Consider the following 16728-nt stretch of genomic DNA (forward strand, 5'->3'; position numbering starts at 1 on the left):
GGAAGGTACACGGATAACTTCGCCATACGGATTCCTGATTCCGTGAAGCGGAAGATTCGATGCTCGGTTCACCGGCGTCCCCGCCATGGAACACCGTGAGCACGGAACGCCGCACTATGAATGTGGAGGGTGCACGGATGGGTCAGCAGGAAAAGGTGGCGACGAGTCTCGCGGGCGCCGTCAGCGAGCGGGTCAGCGCCTCGCTCACGCCGGTGGACGAGGAGCTGGAGCGCCGCTACCCCGGAGACCCCGGCACCCGCCAGCCCGTCCACACCGTGTACGTGCCCGGCGAGCTGTTCGCCGCCGACACCATCCGCTCCTGGGGCGACCGGGCGCTGGCCGCGCTCGACGAGCACGCGCCGGACGCCGCCTCCTTCGCCGCCGTCCTCGGCCTCGCCGACGACCTCGCCGAGCCGGTCTACGCGCGCGTGCGGGCCAAGCTGGAGCGCGAGCCCGTCGAGGACCTGCGCGTCGACTTCGAGGACGGCTACGGCGGCCGCACGGACGCCGACGAGGACGCCGACGCGGCACGCGCGGCCCGGCTGATCACCGAGACGTACGCGGGCGGCAGCGCCGCGCCGTACATGGGCATCCGCATGAAGTGCATGGAGGCCGCCGTACGGGACCGCGGCATCCGCACCCTGGACGTCTTCCTGACCGGCCTCATGGAGGCGGGGGGCCTGCCCGACGGGCTCGTCCTGACGCTGCCGAAGGTGACGTATCCGCAGCAGGTCACCGCGATGGTGCGGCTCCTGGAGGAGTTCGAGAAGGCGCGCGGCCTCGCCCCCGGCCGGATCGGCTTCGAGATCCAGATCGAGACCAGCCAGTCGATCCTCGCCGCCGACGGCACCGCGACCGTCGCCCGCATGATCGACGCCGCCGAGGGCCGCGCCACCGGCCTGCACTACGGCACCTTCGACTACAGCGCCTGCCTCGGCGTGTCCGCCGCGTACCAGGCGAGCGACCACCCGGCCGCCGACCACGCCAAGGCGATCATGCAGGTCGCGGCCGCGGGCACGGGCGTGCGCGTCTCCGACGGCTCCACCAACGTCCTGCCGGTCGGCCCCACGGCGAAGGTCCACGACGCCTGGCGCCTGCACTACGGCCTCACCCGGCGTGCCCTGGCCCGCGCCTACTACCAGGGCTGGGACATGCACCCCGGCCACATCCCCACCCGCTACGCCGCCGTGTTCGCCTTCTACCGCGAGGGCTTCGAGCAGGCCGCCGCCCGCCTGGCCGCGTACGCCAACCGGACCGCGGGCGACATCGCGGACGAGCCCGCCACCGCCAAGGCGCTCGCCGGGTATCTGCTCCGCGGCCTGGACTGCGGCGCGCTCGACACCGCCGAGGTCACCCGGCTCACCGGCCTCACCCCGGCCGGGCTCCAGACGTACGCGGGGCCGCGCCGGGGCGACCTGACGCCCTCGGCCACATAGCGTCCCGCCGCGCTCAGTCCGCGGGCGCCAGCTCCCCCGAGCCCCGGGTGATCAGGCGCGTCGGCAGCTCCACCCGCTCCGGCGGGCCCGACGCGCCGTCCAGCTGACGGAAGAGGCGCTCCGCCGCCGTGCGGCCGAGCTGGGCCGCGTCCTGGGCGACCACCGTGACCCCAGGCCGGAGCAGGTCGGCCAGCTCGATGTCGTCGAAGCCGACCAGGGCCACGGGGCGGGGGAGCCCCGCGAGGACGCGTACGACGGTGACCGTCACGCGGTTGTTGCCCGCGAAGATCGCGGTGACGGGAGCCGGGCCCGCCAGCATCGTCTCGGCGGCGCGGGCGACGCGCTCGGGGTGCGTGAGGCCGAGGGACACCCAGGACTCGTCGACGTCGATGCCCGCGTCCGCCATGGCCGTGCGGTAGCCCCGCAGGCGCTCTATGGCGGTGTGGATGCGCGGCTGGTCGCCGATGAAGCCGATGCGGCGGTGGCCGTGCGCGATCAGGTGCGCGACGCCGTCCCGCGCGCCGCCGAAGCTGTCGGAGAGCACCACGTCCGCGTCGATCCGCCCCGGCGGCCGGTCCACGAACACCGTGGCGACGCCCGCGGCGATCTCCGGCTCCAGATAGCGGTGGTCGTCGCCCGCGGGGATCACCACGAGACCGTCGACGCGCCGCGCGCACAGGGCGAGCACCAACTCCTGCTCGCGGTCCGGGTCCTCGGCGCTCGAACCGTTGATGAGCAGCGCCCCGTGCGCCCGCGCCACCTCTTCGACCGCGCGGCTCAGCGGGCCGTAGAACGGGTCGGCCAGGTCCTCCAGGACGAGGCCGATGCTGGCCGTGCGGCCCTTGCGCAGCACCCGCGCGCTGTCGTTGCGCCGGAAGCCGAGGGCGTCGATGGCCTCCTGGACGCGCCGCTCGGTGTCGGGCGTGACCCCCGGCTCGCCGTTCACGACGCGGGAGACCGTCTTGAGGCCCACGCCCGCGCGGGCGGCGACGTCCTTCATGGTCGGCCGGTTGCCGTAGCGGCTCCTGGGGTCCGCGGGGTCCGAACTGCCGTCGGTGCGGCGGTGGGAGACGGGGGTGCGGGCGGTCTCTGCCACGGTGCGCTGTCCTGTCTGTCGTCCACTACGGGGCTGTGCTGCGCGGGTCGCGGACCCAGTCTGCGTAACGGAGGCCGGTTCGCGTGCGGAAGTTCAGGTTTCCACGGTGTACGGGGCTCATGTGACGTCCACTATGTATACGGGGGGTTGGATGTCCGGTGTTTACCCGGGGGTGGCGTGCTGCGCTGCCGAGGCGGGGGCCGCGGTTCCGGCGGTGGGCGCAAGGGCCCGCCGTGTGGCATCGAGCATAGAACCTGGACAACGTTGTCAGATGCACGAGAGACTGTCCCCCCGCACTCTCCGGCCTGCCCTTTCACCAGGAGATCTGACAGTGATGCCCACGGACCTCGTCGCCGCACTCGACATCGGCGGCACCAAGATCGCCGGAGCCCTGGTGGACGGCCGCGGCCGGATCCTGCTGCGCACCCAGCGGCCGACGCCCGCGCGCGAGGACGGCGACACCGTGATGCGGGCGGTCCAGGACGTGCTCGGCGAGCTCGCGGCCGGGGAGGCGTGGGCCCAGGTGCGCGCCGTCGGGATCGGCAGCGCGGGCCCCGTGGACGCGTCGGCGGGCACGGTCAGCCCCGTCAACGTGCCCGGCTGGCGCGGCTATCCCCTGGTGGAGCGGGTGCGCGCCGCCACGGACGGCCTGCCGGTGGAGCTGGTGGGCGACGGCGTGGCGATGACGGCCGCCGAGCACTGGCAAGGTGCCGCCCGGGGTCACGACAACGCCCTGTGCATGGTGGTCTCCACCGGCGTCGGCGGCGGCCTGATCCTGGGCGGCTCGCTGCACCCCGGCCCCACCGGAAACGCGGGCCACATCGGCCACATCTGCGTCGACCTGGACGGCGACCCGTGTCCCTGCGGCGCCCGCGGCTGCGTCGAACGGATAGCGAGCGGCCCGAACATCGCCCGGCGCGCCCTGGAGGCGGGCTGGCGGCCGGGCCCGGACGGCGACACCTCCGCGGCCGCCGTGGCGCTCGCGGCCCGCGCGGGCGACGCGGTCGCCACGGCGTCCTTCGACCGGGCCGCCCAGGCGCTCGCGGCCGGCATCGCCGCCACCGCCACGCTCGTCGAGATCGACATCGCGGTGATCGGCGGGGGCGTGGCGATGGCGGGCGACGTCCTGTTCGCGCCGCTGCGCCGAGCCCTGCGGGACTACGCCGCGCTGTCCTTCGTACGCCAACTGACGGTCGCCCCGGCCCTGATGGGCACGGACGCGGGTCTGGTGGGCGCGGCGGCGGCCGCGCTGCGGGCCTTCCCCGACCCGGCGGTGCCCCGGCTGCCGTCCGCCGTCAACGGCTGAGCGGACCGGAGCCCGCTCGCGCGGCGCCCGGCGCGAGCGGGCTCCGGCGCCCGGCGAGTCGCTCAGCAGCTGAGGACGGGCTCCGCCCAGTCCGCGTGGTCGGAGTCGATGCCGTCGCCGCCGTCGGTGACGACGAGGCGCACCACCTCGGCGCCGCTGACGTCGGCGGAAACGGTCTGCGCGGGCAGCTGGTTGGTGAGGACGCCGGTGGACGCGGCCTTCTCGCCGTCGGCCCAGACCTCGAAGGCGACGGTGCCCTTGAGGAGCTTCTCGTCGTCGAGACCGACCTGTGCGGTCAGCCGCTCGCAGGCGCCGCCCGCGTAGTAGGCGATGTCGCTCTCGGCGTGGACGCCGAGCCCCTTGGCGTACACCTTGCCGTCGATGGTGAGCGGATTGCCGTCGCCCGCCCGGCTCTCGCCGTTGCTGGTGTCCTTCTCGACGGGGCCCCAGCCGTTGGTGGTGGAGATCCACGGCAGGTCGCTCAGGGCGGAGCGGCCCGCCGGGGGCGCGGTCACCACCTGGGCCGTCAGGGGCAGCGCGCTCTCGACCTGGCGGCCGCCCGGGCCGCGGTGGGTCGTCTTGAGCTCGAAGGCGTACGCGCCGGTGGGCGTGCCCGCGGGTGCCGTCACGGTCCAGGAAGTGGTGAGGGCCTTGCCGGTGGGCAGCGCCGCCGCGCCGGTGGGTGACGTCGCCTTCACCTGCCAGCCCGCGGGGCCGCTGAGGCGTGCGCGGACGTCGCGCGCGGGGGTGCGGCCGAGGTCGGTGACACGGGTGGTGAGCTCCTCGGGCCTTCCCGCCTCGACCAACGCGCCGCCGTCGAGGCCGAGTTCGACGGCCGGGGGCTTGTCGGCCCACGTGCCGTCGGCGGCGACGCGCACCAGGACGGTGCCGTGCGCGGGCACGGTCGCGGAGATGGCCCCCGCGGTGTTGAAGCTCTCGTGCTTCCACAGGTCGCGCAGCGTGTAGCCGGCGGCCTGCGGCAGGCCGACGGCCTTCGCGGTCGTGGCGACGCGCTGGGGGCTCCCGGTCTCGTTGAACAGCGCGACCGCGCGGCTGCCGTCCTTCATCTCCTTGGCGACGACCCAGCGCCCGCCGGTGGAGGAGAGGACGGTGCCCTGCTTGCCGAGCGGGTCCTGGTCGACGGCGACGACTTCCTTGTTGCCGAGGATCTCGAAGGTCTGGGGCGAGACCTTGCGCAGGTCGGAGCCGATGAGCAGGGGTGCGGCCATGATCGACCACATGGAGAAGTGCGTGCGGTACTCGGTGTCGGTCATTCCGCCGTTGCCGACTTCGAGCATGTCCGGGTCGTTCCAGCGGCCGGGGCCCGCGTAGCGCGCGAGCGGCAGGTTCCGCTTCATGATGGAGAGCATGGAGTTCCAGTTGTCGCTGATGTCACCCGTCGTGCGCCACAGGTGGCCGACGCCGGAGGCCCACTCCCAGGGCTTGTTCTCGCCCCACTCGCAGATGCTGTAGACGATGGGGCGCCCCGTGCTCTCGGACGCGGCCTTGAGGGCGTCGCGCATGGCGATGTAGCGCTCCTTGGCGTCCACGCCCTGGTTATTGCAGTTGTCGTACTTGAGGTAGTCGACGCCCCACTCCGCGAACTGCCGTGCGTCGCTGCGCTCGTGGCCGAGCGCCCCGGGGAAGCCCGCCTGGTTGCAGGTCTTGGTGCCCGCGCTGGTGTAGATGCCGAGCTTGAGGCCCTTGCCGTGCACGTAGTCGGCGACGGCCTTGATGCCGCCGGGGAACCTCTTCGGGTCGGGCACGAGCTTGCCGTTCGCGTCGCGCTGCGGCAGGGCCCAGCAGTCGTCGAGGTTGACGTACTGGTAGCCCGCGTCCTTGAGGCCCTTGGACACGAAGAGGTCGGCGATCCCCTTGACCATCGCCTCGTCGAACTCGGCGCGGCAGTGCGTGGCGTTCCAGTTGTTGAAGCCCATCGGCGGGGTCAGCGCGAGGCCGTCGGGCAGCCGGGGCCCGTCGGCGCCCGCGGCCCGCGGGCCCGGTGCCTCGCCCGCCACGGCGGGCGAGGCGAGCCCCGCCGCGCAGAGCAGCGCCGCGGTGAGGGATCCGACCACTCTTCGGCGGGATGTGCGGGTGGGAAGGTGACGCATCGTTACGTTCCTCCGTACTCGCGGAAGATGGGATGTCTCCATGTACGTGTCAGTCGTGCGCGCTTACGGTAGAGCGTGTTGAAGTCTGTTGGAAGAGGAGGGGTAACGGTTCGAGCATTTGCCGTCAGAACCCTTGACGGCGGTGACTCTTGGGAGTGAGATCCAAGCCTTGCGTTCGGTTGTGTTGGGTTGCACCCCGAGGAGGGGGACATGGCACAGTCAGATTTCACCGGGTCCCACGGTCCGACCGCCCCCCGGAATGTGAATGGACATCCGATGTCCCGCCGGACCCTCCTGCGCGGTACCGCCCTCGGCGCCGGGGCGGTGACGCTCCCCGCCCTGCTCACCGCCTGCGGCGACGGGCCCGGCGGCGACAAGAACGAGGTGACGGTGGGCTCCAACTCCTCGGACGCCGTGCCCAAGGCGGCCTTCGCGCAGGCCTTCAAGGCGTACGAGAAGGAGAGCGACAAGCGCGTCAAGGTCAACACCACAGAGCACAACGAATTCCAGCAGAACATCACGCGCTATCTGCAAGGATCGCCCGACAACGTCTTCATGTGGTTCGCCGGTTACCGCATGCAGTACTTCGCCGAGAAGGGCCTGCTGGTCGAGATCAGCGACGTGTGGAAGGGCTTCCGGGGCTTTTCGCAGGCACTGCGGGACCAGTCCACGCACGACGGGAAACAGTACTTCGTGCCGTACTACTACTACCCGTGGGCGGTCTTCCACCGGAAGAGCCTCTTCGAGAAGCAGGGATACGAACAGGCCGGGAACTGGGACCAGTTCATCGCGCTCGCCAAGAAGATGCACAAGGACGGCATCCCCGTCGCCTTCTGCGACAAGGACGGCTGGCCGGCGATGGGCACCTTCGACTACATCGACCTGCGGCTCAACGGCTACGACTTCCACAAGCGCCTGATGGCGGGCGAGGAGGCGTGGACCGACCGGAAGGTCAAGAAGGTCTTCGACCTGTGGCGTGAACTCATGCCGTACTACCAGAAGGGCGCCCTCGGCCGGACCTGGGAGGAGGCCGGACAGGGCCTCCAGCGCCGCAGGACCGGCATGGCGGTGTTCGGCATGCCGCACCCCGGCAGCCAGTTCCCGGAGGGCGAGCGCGACGACATCGACTTCTTCGCCTTCCCCGAGATCGACCCGCAGTACGGCCAGGACGCCGTGGAGGCTCCCATCGACGGATTCCTCGTCCCGAAGAAGTCGAGGAACGTGGAAGGCGCCAAGGACTTCATGAAGTGGCTCGGCACGGCGGAGGCCGAGGACGCCTATCTCAAGGGCGACCCGAACAACGTCGCCGTCAACGAGGACGCGGACACCAGCAAGTACAGCCCGCTGCAGAAGAAGTCCGCCGAACTGGTCGCCGAGGCGAAGCAGATCTCCCAGTTCCTGGACCGCGACACCCGTCCCGACTTCGCCCAGACCGTCATGATCAAGGCGCTGCAGGACTTCATCGACGACCCCAAGGACGTCGACGGTCTGTGCAACAGGATCGAACGGCAGAAGAAGGACATCTTCTCCACGTCCGTGAGCTGAGTCAGGGGAGCGCACTCCGTGCCGCAGAACACCGCGCGGCGCGCCGGACGGCGTACGACGCGGCGTTTCACACGCCGCGACATCGCCGTTCTCGGCGCGCTCTTGGGCCTGCCCGTCCTGCTGGACGTCCTCATCGTCTGGGGGCCCGCCCTCGCCTCCGTCGGCCTGTCCTTCACGTCCTGGGACGGCATCGGGGACATCCACTGGGTGGGCGGCGACAACTACGAGAACCTGGTCCAGGACTATCCCGCGTTCTGGCCCGCCGTCCGTCACAACCTGCTGTGGATCGCCTTCCTCGGGCTCGTCGCGACGCCCTTCGGGCTCCTCCTCGCGGTCCTCATCGACCGGGGCATCCGCTTCAGCCGCTTCTACCAGTCCGTGATCTACCTGCCGGTCGTGCTGTCGCTCGCCGTCGTCGGCTTCATGGCGCAACTGCTGCTCGGCACCGACCAGGGCGTGGTCAACACCGTCCTCGGCAACGAGCAGGACCCCGTCGACTGGCTCGGCGACTCCGACATCAACCTGTGGATGATGATGCTCGCCGCGAGCTGGCGGCACACCGGCTACGTGATGATCCTGTACCTGGCCGGGCTGAAGTCCGTCGACCCCGAGCTGAAGGAGGCCGCGGCGATCGACGGCGCGAACGAGCGCCAGACCTTCTTCCGCGTCACCTTCCCCACCCTGCGCCCCGTCAACGTCATCGTGGGCGTCATCACGGTCATCGAAGCGCTGCGCGCCTTCGACATCGTGTACGCGGTGAACAAGGGCCGCAACGGCCTGGAACTGCTCTCCGTCCTCATCACCGACAACATCATCGGGGAGGCCAGCCGCATCGGCTTCGGCTCGGCCATCGCGGTCGTACTGCTCGGCGTCTCGCTGGGCTTCATCGTGACGTTCCTGGTCCAGGAGCTGAGAGGGGCGCGCGAGAAATGACCGCGGACCTGAAGTCCACGACACGGGCCGGCGACGTGACGCCGAGCCTCCGGGGCGCCGCGCCGCGACCCCGCCCGCGCCGGGGCAGATACGGCGTCCACCTCTTCCTGTCCGCGGTCTGCCTGGCGTTCGTCGCCCCGCTGCTCCTCGCCGTCTACGCCAGCCTGCGCCCGTACGAGGAGACCGCCCGGGACGGCTACTTCTCCTGGCCGGACAAGCTGTCCTTCGCCTACTACCGCGAGGCCTACACCGCCTCCGGCATGGGCAAGTACTTCACCAACACGCTGATCATCGCCGTGCCCGCGGTGCTCGTCACGCTGTTCCTCGCGGCCTTCGTCGCCTTCGCGGTCTCCCGTCTGAACATCCGCGGCGGCCTCGCGCTGCTCATGTTCTTCACGGCAGGCAACCTACTCCCGCCACAGGTCCTCGTGACCCCGCTCTACGTCCTCTTCCTGAAGGTCGACCTGCCCTGGTGGATGTCGGACTCGATGACCCTCTACGACTCGTACTGGGCGGTCATCCTCGTCAACATCGGCTTCCAGGTGGGCTTCTGCGTCTTCGTCCTCTCCCAGTTCATGCGCACCCTGCCCAAGGAGATCCTGGAGGCCGCGGTCGTCGACGGGGCCGGGGTGTGGACGCAGTTCTGGCGCATCACCCTGCCGCTGTGCCGCCCGGCCCTCGCGGCCCTGGCCACCCTCGAATTCACCTGGATCTACAACGACTTCCTCTGGGCCCTCATCTTCATCTCCAACCCCGACAAGCTCCCCATCACCTCGTCCCTGAACAACCTCCGCGGCCAGTTCTTCACCGACTACAACCTCCTGGCGGCAGGCTCCGTCCTGGTGGCGCTCCCGACGATCCTGGTGTTCCTCCTCCTGCAACGCCACTTCATCGCGGGTCTGACCTTGGGGTCGAGCAAGGGCTGAGGCCGACCTGGAACAGCGCACCCCGGCACGGACGTGCCGGGGTGCGCTGCGACCGTACCGGGCCGGGCGAGGGCGAGCGGGCTACCGCCGACGCCGGATGAGGAACCAGACGCGGAGCGCCGCCAGGCCGAGCACCACGACCCCGGCCGTGACCCGCAGCCACGGAGGGATGGCTCCCGCTTCGGGGAGGAAGAGGGCCATGGAGTTCACGTGGCGTCCTCGTCTCGGTCGTGGCTCGTCCGAGCCCATGATCCCGGATCCGGGCGGCCGCCACCGTCAGGGGGCGGACGGGCCGCGGGGCGCCGGGGTGTCGTCCGGCTTGGTGGGGGTTGCGGTCCAGACCTCGGCCGCGAGGGCGTCCACCTCGGCCTGGGGCAGGCCCGCCCGCACCGTGATCACGCCCTTCGTTCCGTCGGGGAACACCGCCTCCCGCATCTCCACGCCCAACCGGCCAGGCACAGGCTCGTCAGCCATGACATCCCTCTCGACGACTGGACCTCCACGACTACCACGAAGATCCCGCCGGGTTGAGGAGGCGTTTCACCGGCGTGGCGGTCCGGCACCGGCCCTACCTCAGGTGCCGGTCGAAGAAGCGGCCCCCGTCCTCCACCTCGAACCACGGGGTGCCGGTGTGCCCGCCCGGATTGGCGTGCAGCGTCTTCTGCGCGGTGCCGAAGGCGTCGAACAGGTCGAGGGCCCGCTGCCGGGGGTTGCCCTCGTCGTCCCACTGCAACAGGAGCAGCAGCGGAACGGCGACCTGCCGGGCCTCCTCGCGCTGGGCGCGGGGCACGTACCCCCCGGCGAAGAAGCCGGCGGCCGCGATGCGCGGCTCGGTCACCGCGAGGCGGATGCCGAGGGCGGTCCACCCCGAGTACCCGACCGGGCCGCCGATCCCGGGCAGCTGAAGGAGGGCGTCCAGGGTGGTCCGCCACTCCGGGACCGCCTGTGCGACGAGCGAGCCGACCAAGGACTCGAAGATGTCGTCGACCGGTTCACCGGCCCGCATCGCCCGGCGCAGGTCGGCGCGGGCCCGCTCGTCGGCTGCGGAGCGGGGCCGGTCACCGCACCCGGCGGCATCGATGGTGGCCACCGCGTAGCCGTGCGCCGCGGAGTGCCGGGCGCGGGCCACCAGCCGCGGTTCCCGCTTGGGCAGGCCGTTGTTGTGGGCCATCAGGATCAGCGGGGCCGGTGCGGCGGACGCGGGTGTCCACAGGGTGCCGGGGATCTCGCCGAGGGTGAACTCGCGCTCGATGACGCCGTCGTCGAGGCGTCGTTCGGACGTGATGTGCATGGTCGTGCCTTTCGGGAGTGCGCTGCAACGGCGCTCCCGGACGACCTACCGCCCGACCGTGACCCCGGAGGGGAGCACCCATGTCGATACGTTCACGGGTACCACCTCCTCACTCTCTCGCACGGCCTTCGGAAACGTAGCAGCGCCCGCCGCGGCCCGCCAACGGATTTTCCCGGAGGCCCCGGTCAGGACGTGGGCGACGCCTGCTTGAACACCTCGTAGACGGCGAGGTAGTTGTGCTCGCCGTAGCCCTGACGTATCGCGCGTTCGGCGACCTCGTGCATCAGCCGTGGCAGGTCGGTGTGGACGCCCTGCTCCGCGCTGGCCCGCGTGATGTGTTCCAGGGCGTTCGCGTTCATCACCAACGTGCCGAGTTCGCCGGGGTAGTCGGCCTCGTCCAGGGCGGGTGCGTACCGGGCGAGCATCGGGTCGACGACCGTCGGTGTGAACCAGTCGAGTGCGAGCTTCGAGAAGTCGGCCGCGGACACCCCTGCGGAGCCGACCAGGGCGGAGGCCTGGAGGAAGCCGTTGACGCTCGCGAACATCATGTGCAGCAGGGCCGTGTTGTACAGGACGGCCAGCGCCGGGTCCGTGCCGATGAAGCGCGGGTCGCCGAGGCTCGCCAGGGGTGCCCGGTACTCGTCGAAGACGGCGCGGTCGCCGCTGTACAGGAAGACCGCGTCGGGCCGCCCGACCAGCGGCGGCGGCACCATGATGGCGCCGTCGAGATAGCCGGCGCCCCGCTCGGACGCCCAGGCGACGGCAGCGTGGACCTCCTGTGGCGTACCGGAGTTGAGGTTCACCAGGGCCCGGCCCCGCAGGGCGTCGTGGGCGGGGGCGAAGACCTCGTACATCGTGTCGTAGGTGTTGAGGCACATGAGCGTGACGGGGCTCGCGGACACCGCGTCGGTGATGCTCCCGGCGAGCCGCGCGCCCTGGGCGACGAGGCCGCTCGCCCGTTCCTCGGTGCGGTTCCAGACGGTCGTGGGGTGGCCCTTGGCCAGGAGGACCTCGGCGAGGACCAGGCCCATGGGGCCGAGGCCGACGACGGAGACGGGGGTCGTGGGAGTCGTGGCTGCTGATGTTCCGTGGTGCGTCATGCGGCCTAGACTGCTCTCTCACATCGATGTGAGAGTCAACGGGCGCGAGAGTCAACAGACGTGGTGGTGATCACATGCGCATGGGTGGGTTCTCCCGGCGGACCGGCGTCAGCCAGCGGCTGTTGCGCTACTACGAGGAGCAGGGCCTGCTCGCTCCCGCGCGGCGGCCCAGCGGATACCGCGAGTACACGGAGGACGACGTGGTCACGGTGCGCGGCATCCGCGTCCTGCTGGCCGCGGGCCTCAACACGGCCACCATCGCGGAGCTGCTGCCCTGCATGATCGACGACGACGGCGCCCTCGCCCCCGGCTGTTCCGGGATGCTGCCGGACCTCACCAAGGAGCGTGACCGCATCGACGAGGCCGTCGCCGGTCTGCTCGCCGCCCGTGCCCGTCTCGACGAGATCATCAACGCGACGGTGCCGGGCGCGCTCGACGACCCGGACGCCTGTTACGCGAGCGCCGCGCCGGGCGCCGCGTGACGTGTGCGCTCTGCGTGGCGCCGGGGCCCGAGGCGGGCGGCGAATCGCGGGTGGGGCGGGGGTGTGCCACGGTGGAGACACACTCCGGCTCAGGCACAGGCCCTGACCAGCAGGGAGAGGAGCACGCATGTCCTCGAAGCGACGCCGTAAGAAGAAGGCCCGCCGCAAGCACGCGGCCAACCACGGAAAGCGGCCGCAGTCCTGACCCGGCCGGGGCGGCTCCGGGCCGCCCCCGCCCTCTCCGACGGCTAGGTGCCGGGCCCCGCCTGCTCCAGTGCCTCGCGCACCGACGCCACCGGCGCGAGGATCACCCGAAGGCCGGTGATGCCCATGACGCGCAGCGCCATCGGATCGCGGCACACGACCCGCAGCTCGGCGCCCCTCGACGCGAGGCGGCGCCGCGCCCGCATGAGCAGGGCGAGGCCGGAGCAGTCGATGAACGTCGTGTGGGTCAGGTCGATGACGACGGTCTCCGCGGAGCCCGCGGTGACGGGATCGAGTACCGGTGCCGCCTGCTGGAAGCCCACGAGGTCGACCTCGCCGCGCAGTTCCACCACGACGCCGCCCCCGGACTCGTACACCCGAGGCGGTAAGTCCGGAATCTCGCACGCGAATTCGCGCAGTTCGTCCTGATGCACTAATCCCCCCAGGGCGGGCCCCGGCCGGTCTGCGAGGCCGGGGTGGATGCGGTGAAGCAACCGGAATGAGGAGGTCACCAGGGGCCGGGGTGCCTGGCTGATCACGGTAGCGGGCGGGGGCCCGCCCCGCAGTGCGGGAACGATTCGTGGGGTGGCGGTGCCACTCGATGGGGCGAAGTTGTCGCGAGAGGCTTGACATGATCTGGCGGCTTTTGGTCTGGCGTCGGCGGCGCTCATCAGGTGCTGGTTTCCGTGGCACTGTGTAGCGGGCAAGCCACTTGGGGCCAACAGAAGAGGGGGAAACGTGATCGTCTGGATCAAACGCGTGGCTGGCGAAGGGGCTGGTCAGTTGCCTGCCTGCGAGGTGGGAGCCTTGACTGTTGGCCCAAGTTAGCTCCAGTTGGGTCCAGTTAGCCTTGGTGGGCAAGATCTATCTCCCATCTTTCTCCCATGTGCACAGAGGAGCCCCCGGCGGCTACGCCGGGGGCTCTCTCCTGTGGGGGACCAGAGTGGGGCCGCCACCCGGGGAGGCGGACTTAGCGCCCCACTCTGGCCGTCTGGAGAACGAAACTGGCCAGGCACATGACACGGTCAAATGCCTGCCCCAGATAGATGAGTTTGAGCCATGGCTGGTTCTTACTCAAGAGGGCAGGGCCGCCCACTCGTCGACGAGGGGGTGCTCACGGCGAGCGGGCGGCTGCCGACGGCGCGGGCGGGGTCTCGGCGCGCGCCGGTCCTGTCGGGGGTGGTCCCCTCATCTCACTGCGGATCACGACGTGCCGGGAGTGTGTGCACACGGCACGTGACTGCGCTCTATTCACACGGGGCGCGTTCCGATCACACGCTGTTCAGCTTTCGCGATAGGTCGCGCGCGGTCCGCCGCAGCGACCCAGTCAAGATCACATAATTTACCTGGCCAGGTAAAGACTCTTGCTCATGATCTTTACAAGGTGGGCGAGTGCCACTCGACCCCATGCCCGCCTGGGTACTCACCCGCCGCCGGGCCATCGGGGACCGCATCCGCACCGCACGCCTCAACGCGCAGCTCTCACAGGTCCAACTCGGCGAACGCATCGGCCGCGACCACAAGACCATCCACCGCTACGAGGTGGCGTCCAGCGTGCCCACCCTCGTCGATCTGCTCCTGATCGCCGATGCACTCGACGTGCCGCTCGCCGACCTCGTCCGCTGACTCAGGGTCAGGGCTGCGGGCAGGTGCCGGCGTGCCGGTAGCTGAGCTCCGTCCCGCGGCGGCTCTGCCACAAGTGCGGCTGCCACAGCTCGTCGGACCGCATCACGCGCAGGCACTCCCTGCACCAGACCGCCGGCCGCCCGATGCGGCGCCGGGCCTCTATGTGCGCGGCGCGCAAGGTGCCCACGGTGGAGCACGGCGCGTGCTGGCAGCAGGCGGCGCAGCCGAGCAGGTGGTCGTTCCAGTCGAGGGCCGTCGCCACGGACCGGAGATTGTTCGCGTAGCAGGCCTTGCAGGCGTGCGGCCACCAGTCCCGCTCGGCGGTGCGGCCGCCGCGGATGTCGACGCCGTCGCCGGGGAGCAGAACCGCGGGGCACCACACGCAGGCGTTGCCCTGGACTTGCTGGACGCTCAGCGCGGGGCCGCGCTCGACGATGGCCAGCAGCAGGGTCTCGGCGACGCCGGGCGCGCTCACCGGGGCCTCGGCGGGCAGGTGTGCCCTCCGGCGCTGGCTGGGTACACCGCCAGGGCCCGCAGTCTGGGGGCGAGCTCGGCGACGCGCAGCGCCGCGCCGGTCGGACCGTCGCCCGGGGACGGCTCCTCGCCCACCATCGCCAGGGCGTCGTGCGTCGCGTCGACCACCCGCTGGTGCGTGTACCAGGCGTCGCTGCGCACACGCTCGGCCGCCGCGGCCTGCTCTGCCTGAGGCAGGCGCAGGAGGATCTCCGCGACGATGCGGCGGTGCAGGGTGGCGGTGTCCTCGGGCCTGGGCAGGTCGGCGAGCGCACTGAAGGCGAGCTCGACGAGCTCCTCCAGTCGGGGCTGGTCGGCGGTCATCATCGGCCCACCGTCCTGAGGGAGGCGGTCGTCGAGAGGAGCGTGTGCACGTACCGGGTGTCGCACAGGGCGCCGGGGTACGACGGCAGCACCACCCAGCGGGAGAGCATCGTGGAGTGGCCCGGGCGCGGGACGCCGAGGTATGTGTCGGTGCTGAGCCGCTCGGCCGGGCCGTCCCAGTCGGCGCCCGGCGCGATGAGTACGTAGTACGGGCCCATGCTGCTGCGGGAATCCCGGATGACCGGGCCGTCGAGCCAGGCTGCCAGCACCTTGGCCACCGTCTTCGCGGCGTCGCTGCCTACTACGTCGTGGACCTGCTCGGCCGGGATGCGGATCGCGTCGAAGAGGCGGCCGAGCGGGAGCAGCGCGGCTCCGCGTTTCTCCCACTCCGCCCATGCGTTGCCCGGTCGCGGGTCGGCGTCCGCCAGCCACTGCGATACGGCGAGCAGTTGCCTGTCCTCAAGCGTGGTCATCGGGCCCTCACAGTTGCAGGTGATCTGAATCACTTCTGCGACCGTAAGTAGTCCTCCTCGGACTCACCCGAACTGTCAGCTCGGGTGAGCCACGGGCTCGGCAGCTACACGAGCCCCATCCGTACAGCGAGTTTCTCCGCCTGCCGTGCGTGCATCGCTCGGGCCCGCCGGATCACCGTCAGTACCAGCTGCCGGGCAAGCGGCGTCCGGGCCAGGTCTTCTGGGGCGATCGCCTCCAGGCTGAGCAAGGAAAGGAGTGCTGCGGCGTCGTCCCGCCGCTGGCTGTGGCAGGCCGCCACCTCCAGGCCGAACGTGAACTCCCGCTCCACCGAGGGAAGCCCAGCGGTATCGATGGCGTCCGCTGTGTGCAGAGCCTCTCCTGTCTCTCCCGCTTCCATCTCGATGGACAGTGCGTGCAGGGCGATGTTCGTCGACCCGAAGACCGTCCAGCCGATGTTGCTGTTGTCGGGCACCTTGCGCGCTGCGGGCGCTGCGTGCTCGACCAGTCGCTCGCGCGCCTCCCACCAGCGCCGCCGACGGGCCGCGCCGAGCACGGCCACCAGCTGGAGCGCGCCGCGCATCGCTTGGCGCTCCACCTCCGGCATCTGAGCGGTAGCCACCTGCTCGGCCGCCCGCAGAGCCATTTCCTCCGCCTCGGACGGCTGGCCCGCCGCGAGGAGCGCGTGCCCCAGATTCCACTGGGCAGTGGCAATGCGCAGCGGATCGTCAGCGTCTTCGGCGGCCCTCATCGCCCGGTCGGCCGCGAGCGTGGCAAGGTCGACACGGCCGATGCGGCGCAGGTAGGAGCGGAGCAGACAGTACAAATCAGCAGCTGCACGCAGGACCGCACGGCGGTCCCCGGCGTCGCTGCTGGCACGCACAGTGCGCAGCGTGTGCTCCACGTCGGCCACCAGCCCCGGGAGCGTCTCAGCCGCGGTGGTGAACCGCTCGCCGCTGGTCTGCCAGCTGTGCCACGCAGTCTCTACCCGGTCCCTCAGTACACCAGCCTCGACGGGCGTGGAGCTGCGGGCGGGGCCGTAGCCGAGGAGCGCGCGACCCACGGCTGTCTCGGGGCTGTCCGCTGTCTCGATCTCGGGGGGCGGCTGCTCAGACAGCAGCGCTGCGGTGGGCACGCCCAACTCCTGCGCGAGGGCGTACAGGATCGGTAGCGATGGCACCTTGAGGCCTCGCTCGATCTGTGACAGGTAGTCCGGCGAGATGCCGACCAGTCCGGCGATCGCGTCCTGCCGACGCCCTCCGCGGTAGTGCCTGATCCGGTCCCCGATGGGTAGATCCGCTGCAACCATGCTGCCCACACTCCTCGTTCACTGCCTGAGCGTAGGGTTCCCGCTACGCGGGGAC

Annotated in this window: 18 protein-coding genes; 7 read left to right on the forward strand and 11 right to left on the reverse strand. The window is 70.9% G+C overall.

All coding sequences use genetic code 11. The features are described 5' to 3' along the window. The first annotated feature begins 137 nt into the window (after positions 1 to 137). Positions 138 to 1436 (forward strand): aldolase/citrate lyase family protein, encoded by a 1299-nt coding sequence (locus tag C9F11_RS37315; protein WP_138964101.1) that lies wholly within the window; start codon positions 138 to 140, stop codon positions 1434 to 1436. A 13-nt stretch (positions 1437 to 1449) separates the two neighbouring features. On the opposite strand, the gene C9F11_RS37320 is transcribed toward C9F11_RS37315, so the two are convergent. Then, a complete protein-coding gene (locus C9F11_RS37320) occupies positions 1450 to 2436 on the reverse strand; it encodes a LacI family DNA-binding transcriptional regulator (protein WP_216677027.1) in 987 nt (328 codons plus the stop codon). Positions 2437 to 2866: 430 nt separating this feature from the next. On the opposite strand from C9F11_RS37320, the gene C9F11_RS37325 reads away from it, so the two are divergent. Next, complete coding sequence (locus tag C9F11_RS37325) at positions 2867 to 3838, forward strand: ROK family protein (RefSeq protein ID WP_138964105.1); 972 nt, start codon at positions 2867 to 2869, stop codon at positions 3836 to 3838. Positions 3839 to 3900: 62 nt separating this feature from the next. Here C9F11_RS37325 and C9F11_RS37330 read toward each other — a convergent pair whose 3' ends face one another. Continuing rightward, positions 3901 to 5949 carry an NPCBM/NEW2 domain-containing protein gene (locus C9F11_RS37330; RefSeq protein WP_171075963.1) on the reverse strand — a complete coding sequence of 683 codons (2049 nt, stop codon included), beginning with the start codon at positions 5947 to 5949 and terminating at the stop codon, positions 3901 to 3903. A gap of 276 nt (positions 5950 to 6225) precedes the next feature. Between C9F11_RS37330 and C9F11_RS37335 the strand changes: the two genes are divergently transcribed. The 3 genes from C9F11_RS37335 to C9F11_RS37345 are packed head-to-tail and all read left to right on the forward strand — an operon-like array spanning position 6226 to position 9353. Next, a complete protein-coding gene (locus C9F11_RS37335) occupies positions 6226 to 7494 on the forward strand; it encodes an ABC transporter substrate-binding protein (protein WP_138964107.1) in 1269 nt (422 codons plus the stop codon). Positions 7495 to 7512: 18 nt separating this feature from the next. Further along, positions 7513 to 8427, forward strand: coding sequence for a sugar ABC transporter permease (locus C9F11_RS37340; RefSeq protein WP_138964109.1), 915 nt, complete (start codon positions 7513 to 7515; stop codon positions 8425 to 8427). Next, positions 8424 to 9353: a carbohydrate ABC transporter permease gene (locus C9F11_RS37345; protein WP_138964111.1), complete on the forward strand. Its 930-nt coding sequence runs from the start codon at positions 8424 to 8426 to the stop codon at positions 9351 to 9353. The genes C9F11_RS37340 and C9F11_RS37345 overlap by 4 nt, the downstream gene beginning before the upstream one ends. 81 nt (positions 9354 to 9434) lie before the next feature. Here the strand turns inward: C9F11_RS37345 and C9F11_RS49745 are convergent, their stop codons facing one another. The 4 genes from C9F11_RS49745 to C9F11_RS37365 all read right to left on the reverse strand — a co-directional run bounded on the left by C9F11_RS49745 (position 9435) and on the right by C9F11_RS37365 (position 11744). Further along, positions 9435 to 9563, reverse strand: coding sequence for a hypothetical protein (locus C9F11_RS49745; protein WP_269078113.1), 129 nt, complete (start codon positions 9561 to 9563; stop codon positions 9435 to 9437). A gap of 66 nt (positions 9564 to 9629) precedes the next feature. After that, positions 9630 to 9827, reverse strand: coding sequence for a hypothetical protein (locus tag C9F11_RS37350; protein WP_138964113.1), 198 nt, complete (start codon positions 9825 to 9827; stop codon positions 9630 to 9632). Between the two features lie 94 nt (positions 9828 to 9921). Then, a complete protein-coding gene (locus C9F11_RS37355) occupies positions 9922 to 10644 on the reverse strand; it encodes an alpha/beta hydrolase (RefSeq protein ID WP_138964115.1) in 723 nt (240 codons plus the stop codon). Between the two features lie 185 nt (positions 10645 to 10829). Next, positions 10830 to 11744: an NAD(P)-binding domain-containing protein gene (locus C9F11_RS37365; protein WP_138964117.1), complete on the reverse strand. Its 915-nt coding sequence runs from the start codon at positions 11742 to 11744 to the stop codon at positions 10830 to 10832. A gap of 74 nt (positions 11745 to 11818) precedes the next feature. Here C9F11_RS37365 and C9F11_RS37370 point away from each other — a divergent pair, with 74 nt between their 5' ends. After that, positions 11819 to 12226, forward strand: coding sequence for a MerR family transcriptional regulator (locus tag C9F11_RS37370; RefSeq protein WP_138964119.1), 408 nt, complete (start codon positions 11819 to 11821; stop codon positions 12224 to 12226). Between the two features lie 248 nt (positions 12227 to 12474). Here the strand turns inward: C9F11_RS37370 and C9F11_RS37375 are convergent, their stop codons facing one another. Further along, a complete protein-coding gene (locus C9F11_RS37375; RefSeq protein WP_249402046.1) occupies positions 12475 to 12807 on the reverse strand; it encodes an STAS domain-containing protein in 333 nt (110 codons plus the stop codon). A 1015-nt stretch (positions 12808 to 13822) separates the two neighbouring features. Between C9F11_RS37375 and C9F11_RS37380 the strand changes: the two genes are divergently transcribed. Beyond that, positions 13823 to 14056 carry a helix-turn-helix transcriptional regulator gene (locus C9F11_RS37380; RefSeq protein WP_138964123.1) on the forward strand — a complete coding sequence of 78 codons (234 nt, stop codon included), beginning with the start codon at positions 13823 to 13825 and terminating at the stop codon, positions 14054 to 14056. A gap of 7 nt (positions 14057 to 14063) precedes the next feature. Here the strand turns inward: C9F11_RS37380 and C9F11_RS37385 are convergent, their stop codons facing one another. From C9F11_RS37385 to C9F11_RS37400, 4 genes are all read right to left on the reverse strand, one after another. Beyond that, positions 14064 to 14531, reverse strand: a complete 468-nt coding sequence (locus C9F11_RS37385; RefSeq protein WP_138964125.1) for a hypothetical protein — start codon at positions 14529 to 14531, stop codon at positions 14064 to 14066. Continuing rightward, positions 14528 to 14896, reverse strand: coding sequence for a hypothetical protein (locus C9F11_RS37390; protein WP_138964127.1), 369 nt, complete (start codon positions 14894 to 14896; stop codon positions 14528 to 14530). The genes C9F11_RS37385 and C9F11_RS37390 overlap by 4 nt, the downstream gene beginning before the upstream one ends. After that, positions 14893 to 15366, reverse strand: a complete 474-nt coding sequence (locus tag C9F11_RS37395; RefSeq protein WP_138964129.1) for a hypothetical protein — start codon at positions 15364 to 15366, stop codon at positions 14893 to 14895. Before C9F11_RS37395 ends, C9F11_RS37390 begins: the two co-directional genes overlap by 4 nt. A gap of 104 nt (positions 15367 to 15470) precedes the next feature. After that, entirely contained in the window at positions 15471 to 16673 is a 1203-nt protein-coding gene (locus tag C9F11_RS37400) for a transcriptional regulator (RefSeq protein ID WP_138964131.1), read from the reverse strand. Positions 16674 to 16728: the final 55 nt, after the last annotated feature.

Source organism: Streptomyces sp. YIM 121038 (genome assembly GCF_006088715.1).
Taxonomy (GTDB): Bacteria; Actinomycetota; Actinomycetes; order Streptomycetales; family Streptomycetaceae; genus Streptomyces.

What these genes read in the sequence shown, in the direction of transcription:
- C9F11_RS37315 (WP_138964101.1), top strand. Translation starts at nt 138, where the DNA reads ATGGGTCAGCAGGAAAAGGTGGCGACGAGTCTCGCGGGCGCCGTCAGC.
- C9F11_RS37320 (WP_216677027.1), bottom strand. Translation starts at nt 2,436, where the DNA reads ATGAAGGACGTCGCCGCCCGCGCGGGCGTGGGCCTCAAGACGGTCTCC.
- C9F11_RS37325 (WP_138964105.1), top strand. Translation starts at nt 2,867, where the DNA reads ATGCCCACGGACCTCGTCGCCGCACTCGACATCGGCGGCACCAAGATC.
- C9F11_RS37330 (WP_171075963.1), bottom strand. Translation starts at nt 5,949, where the DNA reads ATGCGTCACCTTCCCACCCGCACATCCCGCCGAAGAGTGGTCGGATCC.
- C9F11_RS37335 (WP_138964107.1), top strand. Translation starts at nt 6,226, where the DNA reads ATGTCCCGCCGGACCCTCCTGCGCGGTACCGCCCTCGGCGCCGGGGCG.
- C9F11_RS37345 (WP_138964111.1), top strand. Translation starts at nt 8,424, where the DNA reads ATGACCGCGGACCTGAAGTCCACGACACGGGCCGGCGACGTGACGCCG.
- C9F11_RS37350 (WP_138964113.1), bottom strand. Translation starts at nt 9,827, where the DNA reads ATGGCTGACGAGCCTGTGCCTGGCCGGTTGGGCGTGGAGATGCGGGAG.
- C9F11_RS37355 (WP_138964115.1), bottom strand. Translation starts at nt 10,644, where the DNA reads ATGCACATCACGTCCGAACGACGCCTCGACGACGGCGTCATCGAGCGC.
- C9F11_RS37365 (WP_138964117.1), bottom strand. Translation starts at nt 11,744, where the DNA reads ATGACGCACCACGGAACATCAGCAGCCACGACTCCCACGACCCCCGTC.
- C9F11_RS37370 (WP_138964119.1), top strand. Translation starts at nt 11,819, where the DNA reads ATGCGCATGGGTGGGTTCTCCCGGCGGACCGGCGTCAGCCAGCGGCTG.
- C9F11_RS37390 (WP_138964127.1), bottom strand. Translation starts at nt 14,896, where the DNA reads ATGATGACCGCCGACCAGCCCCGACTGGAGGAGCTCGTCGAGCTCGCC.
- C9F11_RS37395 (WP_138964129.1), bottom strand. Translation starts at nt 15,366, where the DNA reads ATGACCACGCTTGAGGACAGGCAACTGCTCGCCGTATCGCAGTGGCTG.
- C9F11_RS37400 (WP_138964131.1), bottom strand. Translation starts at nt 16,673, where the DNA reads ATGGTTGCAGCGGATCTACCCATCGGGGACCGGATCAGGCACTACCGC.